Genomic DNA, 8,299 nt, shown 5'->3' with positions numbered 1-8,299 from the left:
TTAATTGCTTAGTTAGCATGACTTCGAACGGATTCGAATATGTTCAAACCCACTGTCGGCCCGATTATTGGCCACACGACAACTAATCACACGCGTATTTTCTTGCGCGGCGACATTCAGAACGGCGCTTTGGTATTTGCCGGCATTCGTTATCGACGGGTGGGCGATGAGCGCTGGACTAAAGGCAAGTTTGCCAAACTGGATATTTCGCGGGACATGTCTGACGTCATTGCCTTGAACAACCTGAACGAAGACACCGAATACGAATACCAGGCCGGCTGGTTCAGCCCCATGAGCCCGGTGCACACCGTGGGAACGGTGCAGGAGTTGCCGCTGCAATGGCCCCGGGAGATTTATCGTGTTCGCACCCGTTCCAGCAAAGCCACCCTGCCCCGGGCCTATATCGTCGGGTCGTGCCGCTACCTGCGCATGACCGCCGGCATCGCCTCGGCTCCGCACCTGGGCGACCGGATCTTCGCGTCGATGACGAAACTGGCGGAACGGGCGGCCCCACCGATCAGCGCCACACTGATGACCGGGGACCAGATTTACGTCGACGACTTGAACCGCATAGCCCCTGACCGTGATTACAACGAAATACTCGCTAAATACCGCGCGGCGTTTTCACAACCCAATATCAGTAAGTTGATGGCCGGCACACCGACTTACATGATCCTCGACGACCATGAAATCGAAGACAACTGGCCCGCCAACAAAGGCAAAAACGATAACTACTTGTATAAAAATGCCATGGCCGCTTATGAGCTTTATCAAGCCAGTCATAGTCCGGCCCACCCATTATTGGCCGACGGCCAAGTAGACCGAAAACTTCAGCAGTATTGGTATCAGTTCACTGAAGGCGATATCGAATGGTTTGTCACCGACAGCCGAACCCGGCGCAACCTGTCCGCCGATGACCGACGCATCCTCGATGAAGAACAAGAGAGTGCACTCATTAAATGGCTGATCCATAGCCCGGCACGGGTCATATTCGTGGTCACCAGCGTGATGTTCTACCCCGACCGCAAGCTCAATGGCGACGACGCCTGGAAAGCCTTCCCGGAACAACGCCTGCGTCTGTTGGAGACGATTCGTACGCATCGCGTCCAGAACGTCATCTTCGTTTCCGGCGATGTCCATGGCTCCCTGACGAGTCACCTGACCCACAGCGAGGATTCGGGCTTCAACGTTCACACCATCGTTTCCTCGCCGCTGTGCAACAGCAAGTTGTTGCCGTATGCCCGGGAATCGACGTTCATCCTTGATCAGCCACTGGCGCGTACGGCGGCTGGGGAATATCGACATGAGCTGACGAGCAAAGTGGTGAGTCAGGATAATTTTGCGCATGTGGTGGTGGAGGCGGCGCAGGTTCGGGTGAATTACCACGATCGGGACGGTGCTTTATTGCAGTCTGTGAGCATTCCGTTGCGTTAAAAGTCAAAAGATCGCAGCCTTCGGCAGCTCCTGCGCGCCTGTGGGCGCTGCCGAAGGCTGCGATCTTTTCTCCCAAAACCATTACTTTCTGCCCGCCACTGGAGAAATACCCCCTCCTGCCGACATATTCTTATAGCACTTGGCCTTCATGTCTCTTGTCAGTCGGTGCTGCAATGATGCAACCTTGCCGCAGGCAACAGTTAAGAGGGCGAGAGCCCGGCGCGATCAGCATATTCGAAGCGAGTTCCCCCCAATGAAAAGCCAACCCGATGCCGCCAGCCGTATGGTGGCCGAGGTAGTGACGCAGTTGCCTGTGCCCTCGCGGCTCGGCATGCTGCGTTTCGAACGGCTGAATGAAGCGAGCTGGGCGCTGTTGTTTCTCGATCCCAATTGCGAACGCCAGTTCGGCCTGCCGGCGGTGGAGCTGTGTGCACTGGTCGGTTCGCCCTACGCCAGCCTGATGGAGCCCGAAGCGCGCTATCAACTGCATGACGCCATCCAGCTGCAACTCGCCGACAGCCCGCATTACCTGATCCGCTACACCCTGCACACCACTGCGGGCACCTTGAGCCTGCTGGAACTGGGCGAAGCCTACAAACAACACAATCGTCACCTGCTGCGCGGCTACCTGTTGGTGGTGGATGGCCTGTTCGAGGGCGAGCCGCTGTTGCCGGCCCTCGACCTGGAAACCCAGAACTCGCGCCTGCAAATCGCCCTGGAACTCAACCAGCGTGCCCAGCAAGAACAGTTGCTGCACCTGGACCGAGTGCGCGCCCAGCAAGACCTGATCCTGCTGCTGACCCGTCAGCGCTACAGCTCCGGCAATTCCCTGAAGGAAGCCGCCGAGCTGATCACCCGTTGCGCCTGCGATATCTATGAAATCGACTGCGCCAGCCTGTGGAACCTCGAAGGTTCGACGCTGGTGCCGATCTCGGCCTATCACCGCGCGACCCAGGATTACCAACTGCCGGAACCGATCGACGTCAGTGGCTTCCCGGATTATCTGGAAGCCCTGCAAACCAGTCGCGCCATCGACGCGCACAACGCGATGCGCGACCCACGGACCCGGCACATGGCCGAAAGCCTGCGCCCGCGGGACGTCAACGCCATGCTCGACGCCAGTATCCGCGTCGATGGCCAAGTGGTCGGTGTGTTGTGCCTGGAGCAGACCGGCGTCACCCGCGCCTGGCAGTCCGACGAAATCGCCTTCGCCGGTGAGCTGGCGGACCAATTCGCCCAGGTCATCAACAACCACAACCGCCGCACCGCCACCAGCGCCCTGCACCTGTTCCAGCGCGCCGTGGAGCAAAGTGCCAACGCCTTTTTGCTGGTCAATTGCGATGGCGTGGTCGAGTACGTCAACCCGAGCTTCACCGCGATCACCCAGTACAGCACCGAAGAAGTCCACGGCCAGCGACTGTCGGAACTGCCGGCGCTGGAAAACCTCAGCGAACTGCTGTTCGACGCGCCGTCGGCGCTGGCCAAAAGCAACAGTTGGCAGGGTGAATTCAAGAGCCGGCGCAAAAATCTGGAACCCTACTGGGGCCAGTTGTCGATCTCCAAGGTGTACGGCGACAACCGTGAGCTGACGCATTACATCGGCATCTACGAAGACATCACCCAGACCAAACTCGCCCAGCAGCGCATCGAGCGCCTGGCCTACACCGACAACCTGACCAACCTCGGTAACCGCCCGGCGTTTATCCGCAACCTGGATGAGCGTTTCGCCCGAGACAGCGATACCCCGATCAGCCTGTTGCTGGTGGACATCGACAACTTCAAGCGGATCAACGACAGCCTCGGCCACCAGACCGGCGACAAACTGCTGATCAGCCTGGCCCGACGCCTGCGCAACAGCTTGAGCCCGAGCGGTAGTCTGGCGCGTTTTGCCAGTAACGAATTCGCCGTGCTGCTGGACAACACCGACCTCTCGGCCGGCCAACTCGTCGCCAACCAATTGCTGGCGACCCTCGACAAACCGATGTTCGTCGACAACCAGTTGATCAGCGTCACCGGCTCCGTCGGCCTGGCCTGCGCGCCGCTGCATGGCCGCGATCCGCAGACACTGATGCGCAACGCCGGCCTCGCCCTGCATAAGGCCAAAGCTAATGGTAAGCACCAAGTCCAGGTGTTTACCGAAGCGCTGAACGCCGAGGCCAGTTACAAATTGTTCGTCGAGAACAACCTGCGCCGCGCACTGACCCAGAACGAACTGGACGTGTTCTACCAACCCAAGCTGTGCCTGCGCAGCGGTCGTCTGCTGGGGATGGAAGCCTTGCTGCGCTGGAACCATCCGGAAAAAGGCATGATCCGCCCGGACCAGTTCATCAGCGTCGCCGAAGAAACCGGCCTGATCATTCCGATCGGCAAGTGGATCGCCCGTCAGGCCTGCCGCATGAGCAAGGAACTGACCGCCGCTGGCCTGGGCAATCTGCAAGTGGCGATCAACCTGTCGCCCAAGCAGTTTTCCGACCCGGACCTGGTGGCGTCCATCGCCAGCATCCTCAAGGAAGAAGCCCTGCCGTCGAATCTGCTGGAGCTGGAGCTGACCGAGGGCCTGCTGCTGGAAGCCACCGAAGACACCCACTTGCAGCTCGACCAGCTCAAACGCCTGGGCCTGACCCTGGCCATGGACGACTTCGGTACCGGTTACTCGTCGCTCAGCTACTTGAAAAAATTCCCGATCGACATCATCAAGATCGATCGCAGCTTCATCCACGAAATCCCGGACAACCAGGACGACATGGAAATCACCTCCGCGGTGATCGCCATGGCCCACAACCTGAAACTCAAGGTCGTGGCTGAAGGCATCGAGACCGCCGAACAACTGGCGTTCCTGCGCCGCCACCGTTGCGACGTCGGCCAGGGCTACCTGTTCGACCGGCCCATCCCGGGCTCCGAGCTGATCGAAAAGCTCAAACGCTACCCGCGCGGCCCTCTCGTCTGACAGCAGGACATCGCCAATCCCTGTGGGAGCGAGCTTGCTCGCGATTGCGGTCTCTCAGTGACGTCAATACTGACTGACACACCGCAATCGCGAGCAAGCTCGCTCCCACAGGGATAATTCGGCACACTGGCGGTCTATGTATTTACAACTCAACCTGACTGAGGGGACTGATGATGGTCTTGCGCTCGGAAATTCTGGTGAACAAAAACGTGCTCCCGACTAAAGAACAAGCTCTGCCTGGCCGCGAAACCCCGATGAACCTGCCGGAAAAACACTTCGTCCACGACGCGCCGCTGCTGGGCCCGTTCGTCACCGACGTGGATTTCGCGATCTTCGGCCTCGGCTGCTTCTGGGGCGCGGAACGCAAGTTCTGGCAGCGCGAAGGCGTGGTCAGCACGGTGGTGGGTTACGCCGGCGGCTTCACGCCGAACCCGACGTATGAAGAAGTCTGCTCGGGCCTGACCGGCCATAGCGAAGTGGTATTGGTGGTCTACGAACCGGCGAAAGTCAGCTACGACGAACTGCTGAAGATGTTCTGGGAACTGCACAATCCGACCCAGGGCATGCGCCAGGGCAATGACATCGGCTCCCAGTACCGCTCGGTGATCTACGCCACCAGCCCGACTCAGCTCGCCGCCGCCAAGCACAGCGCACAAGTGTTTCAGGTTGAACTGACCAAGGCCGGCAAAGGCACCATCACCACCGAAATCGAAGAAGCCCCAACGGTCTACTTCGCCGAGGCCTATCACCAGCAGTACCTGGCGAAAAACCCTGAAGGGTATTGCGGGATCGGCGGCACGGGCGTGACTTGCCCGATTTGATGCCGTAAAGCAAAAGATCGCAGCCTTCGGCAGCGCCTACATGGGATTTATGTTCACCCTGTAGGAGCTGCCGAAGGCTGCGATCTGTTGATCTTGCTTGTGACTTGCTGGCAGATCGTTCCCACGCTCCGCGTCGGACGATCAATCGGTGATCAACTCTCGGCAATCAACCAATCCATCTGCCATCCACCCTGGGTCTGCCCCAGCTTCTGGGACAACCACGGCAGCAATTCACGCAATTCCTCCTCCAGCCCCCACGGCGGATTCGCAATCGCCAGCCCCGAGCCGTTCAGGCTGTTCGGCGTATCCAGCGGATGCACCAACAACTCCACGCGCAACAACTTCGGCGCGCCCGTGCCGGCCAGGTCCTGATAGAAACGACGCAGCAAACGCTGGTCCTTCACCGGGTACCAAATCGCCGCCACGGTCTGACGCATCCGGCCAATCGCCTCTTTCAGCGACGCCGCACATCGCTGCATTTCATCCAGTTGCTCGAACGGCGGATCGATCAACATCACCGCGCGCTTCTCCTGCACCGGCAACATCGCGCGAGGCACATGCCAGCCTTCGCCCAGGTGAACCTTCACCCGACGATCACCGGCCATGTTGTCCTTGAGCAGCAAACCGTCTTCTGGGTGCTTTTCGTTGAGCATCACCCGATCCTGCGGCCGCGTCAGGCGCCGCGCCAACTCCGGCGACCCCGGGTAATAGCGCAACTGGCCATCCGGGTTCATGTCGTGCAACACCTTCATGTAATCGGCGGTCAGTTCCGGCAGATCCGGCTGATCCCACAACCGCGCGATCCCCTCCAGGTACTCGCCGGTACGGCTCGCCTGATCACCCTGCAGGTCATACAGACCAATACCGGCGTGAGTGTCGAGATAGGCAAACGGCTGCTCCTTGCGCGACATCAGAGCGATGAGGCGGGTCAAAGTCAGGTGTTTGAACACATCGGCGTGATTGCCGGCATGGAAGGCGTGACGATAATTCATGATTGCTCCTGCGAAGGCCGGGAAGTTTACCTTGTACCGAGCCGAACGTCAGGGCTTCGCGGCCGAGCGGGCATCTGATCGCGCCTGACTCCGCACGGCACAAGCGTGGCAACGATCCCTGTAGGAGCTGCCGAAGGCTGCGATCTTTTGATCCTGCCCTTGTGGCGAGAGGGCTTGCCCCTCACCACAAAAGCCCTTCGCCGCTACTCCGGCGACCGAGCCCGCAACCGCCGACCAACCACATCCAGCACATCACAGCCATCGCGCAACGGAATGGCACAGAGCAAGGCAAAGTCACTGAGAATCATCGAATCACACTCGATCGAACCGCGCATGGACAGGTTCTCAAGCACCTGAGTAACGGCGCGAATTCGATAGTTGGCAGCGTCATACAAAACATCGAGCGGGGCGTGGGTGTCGACGAACAGGGTGGGCATCTCACTGCAATTGCTGGTGAGCGCCATGTAGCGGTTGTCGGGGTGGGGGATTGGTTTTTCGTAGGGTGGGTCGGGGTGAAGAGTTTTCATTTTCGAATTCCAAAGGCAATAAATGGAAACTGCCATCAGCCTTCCTACAGGCTAGGGTGGCAGCTATGCGCGGGGTAGGAATATCGAGGCCTTTGGAAAACTCGACCACGCCGAAGCGTGCCCGCGCACAGCCGCCGCAACTGATCTTACGGACGCACGTTAACGGCCGCAAACCAAGCTTCGACGCCAATACATTTCCAACGGCTTTGAAGGGCTCCTACACCCTGCCACTGAGTTTTCAGCGACCACCAAAGACTATCGATGGAAAGCATTTCGCACCAGTTCATGAAAACCGATACGAGTTGAAGGAAACTTCCGAAGACCTTGCCCAGAAATTTCGCCCCCCTATCAGAAAGCCACATCAATTCTGTCCACCCTGCCCTTGACGAATTTTTCATTAAGCGCTGGATAGTCGTAGTGGATTTCCTGATCCGTAAAGTCAACGAAGGATCTGAGGATACTTCCATCCAAATAGCCATATAGAAAGCATGCAAACCCTCCGTCTATCATTTCAATCTGTGTGTGGATTCGCTTTTCTTCAACGGTAATAAAATCATCATCAGGAAGGACTATCTCGAACTCCACCTTGTAGGACTCTCCCACCTCGATTTTTGCGGGGCAGTAACTCGCAAAGCACTTAACTTTTATGCCATTAACAAGCAATAAAACTTCTTCGCCAACGAGAGGACCTACTGCCAGAATAATCGCAGCATATTTATTTATCACTCAACGCCCCCTAAAAAACGCATAAAGATCGGGACAGATTTATTCAGACTCTACCGAGGCAAAAGCGCTTACCAGTTTAAAAAATCCTCTTGACTGGCTTTATACAGATCATCACGCCACGCCTCGGATAGCTTAATATGTACATCTTCAAAAAACGCCTTTGGATCTATCATTTCACTCCATCCAACAGGAAGCAAAGAATGAGCCATAGGATCATGGTCAAAAATTTTAGAGAACACACTCGAGTCACCATCAAGAGCTTCACTCAGCACACAAAACAAAACAAACTTGTGCCTATAACTTAACCCAGCAAAGCGCTTGATAATAAACCGAGATATTAAAAACTCTCTATCCAAAGTACAGTCAGGATCGTATGCCGCCAATTCAACACCAAGACTCTCCTCGCGGCCGTATATATCAAACCCACCGAGAAAGAGCCCTAGGCTTGGATTGTATGGAGTATCAATAAATGGATGCATCAGCATTAAATTTTCTCTATCGGATACAGCGCGATAGGCTGCAAGGTTTCGAAGTCGAATTTCATCTCAAAGGCGTTCATCTGAGGAATGAAACGCGGATTTTTTGGATCTAAAGGGTTAGGCTCATATCCCTGACCTATATTTTCAGCATCCATTCTTACTACCAAATTCCCTTTACTATCCTCGCCAGTAAAACGAGACATTTTTCTAGCCTCCCTTGTCATCGTTTCATTATAAGCATTCAGCTGTGCTGTATAGCTTATAAATTTAGAGCTTGGAACGGCTCTCCACCTCTTGTTTTCACCATGTTCGCAGCTAGGGAAGGTCTGAAGTACCCACCGTTTTTTTGATACTCCAACCATTTGGAGTTCAA

Annotated in this window: 8 protein-coding genes; 3 read left to right on the top strand and 5 right to left on the bottom strand. The window is 56.6% G+C overall.

Annotated features, from left to right (window positions below; all coding sequences use genetic code 11):
- Positions 1-39: 39 nt before the first annotated feature.
- The 3 genes from V5E99_RS30660 to msrA all read left to right on the top strand — a co-directional run bounded on the left by V5E99_RS30660 (position 40) and on the right by msrA (position 5,202).
- Positions 40-1,434 (top strand): alkaline phosphatase D family protein, encoded by a 1,395-nt coding sequence (locus V5E99_RS30660; RefSeq protein ID WP_499806251.1) that lies wholly within the window; start codon positions 40-42, stop codon positions 1,432-1,434.
- Positions 1,435-1,687: 253 nt separating this feature from the next.
- Complete coding sequence (locus V5E99_RS30655) at positions 1,688-4,381, top strand: sensor domain-containing phosphodiesterase (protein WP_499806249.1); 2,694 nt, start codon at positions 1,688-1,690, stop codon at positions 4,379-4,381.
- 170 nt (positions 4,382-4,551) lie between these two features.
- The gene (gene msrA, locus V5E99_RS30650) at positions 4,552-5,202 is read left to right on the top strand and encodes a peptide-methionine (S)-S-oxide reductase MsrA (protein WP_499806247.1); all 651 of its coding nucleotides are present in this window, start codon (positions 4,552-4,554) and stop codon (positions 5,200-5,202) included.
- A gap of 152 nt (positions 5,203-5,354) precedes the next feature.
- On the opposite strand, the gene V5E99_RS30645 is transcribed toward msrA, so the two are convergent.
- From V5E99_RS30645 to V5E99_RS30625, 5 genes are all read right to left on the bottom strand, one after another.
- The gene (locus V5E99_RS30645) at positions 5,355-6,194 is read right to left on the bottom strand and encodes a 23S rRNA (adenine(2030)-N(6))-methyltransferase RlmJ (RefSeq protein ID WP_499806246.1); all 840 of its coding nucleotides are present in this window, start codon (positions 6,192-6,194) and stop codon (positions 5,355-5,357) included.
- 203 nt (positions 6,195-6,397) lie between these two features.
- Complete coding sequence (locus V5E99_RS30640; RefSeq protein ID WP_499806244.1) at positions 6,398-6,721, bottom strand: hypothetical protein; 324 nt, start codon at positions 6,719-6,721, stop codon at positions 6,398-6,400.
- A 348-nt stretch (positions 6,722-7,069) separates the two neighbouring features.
- Positions 7,070-7,447, bottom strand: coding sequence for a UCP019853 family protein (locus V5E99_RS30635; RefSeq protein ID WP_499806242.1), 378 nt, complete (start codon positions 7,445-7,447; stop codon positions 7,070-7,072).
- Positions 7,448-7,515: 68 nt separating this feature from the next.
- On the bottom strand, positions 7,516-7,932 hold the full coding sequence (locus V5E99_RS30630; protein WP_499806240.1) for a hypothetical protein: 417 nt from the start codon (positions 7,930-7,932) through the stop codon (positions 7,516-7,518).
- A partial coding sequence (locus tag V5E99_RS30625; RefSeq protein WP_499806238.1) for a hypothetical protein occupies positions 7,932-8,299 on the bottom strand: 368 nt, incomplete at its 5' end. The genes V5E99_RS30630 and V5E99_RS30625, both read right to left, overlap by 1 nt.

It is taken from the genome of Janthinobacterium sp. LPB2021202312-11-4, from assembly GCF_037049705.1.
Classification (GTDB): Bacteria; Pseudomonadota; Gammaproteobacteria; order Pseudomonadales; family Pseudomonadaceae; genus Aquipseudomonas.
Note: the sequence above shows the minus strand (reverse complement) of the source record. Positions and strands in the feature narration are given on the sequence as shown.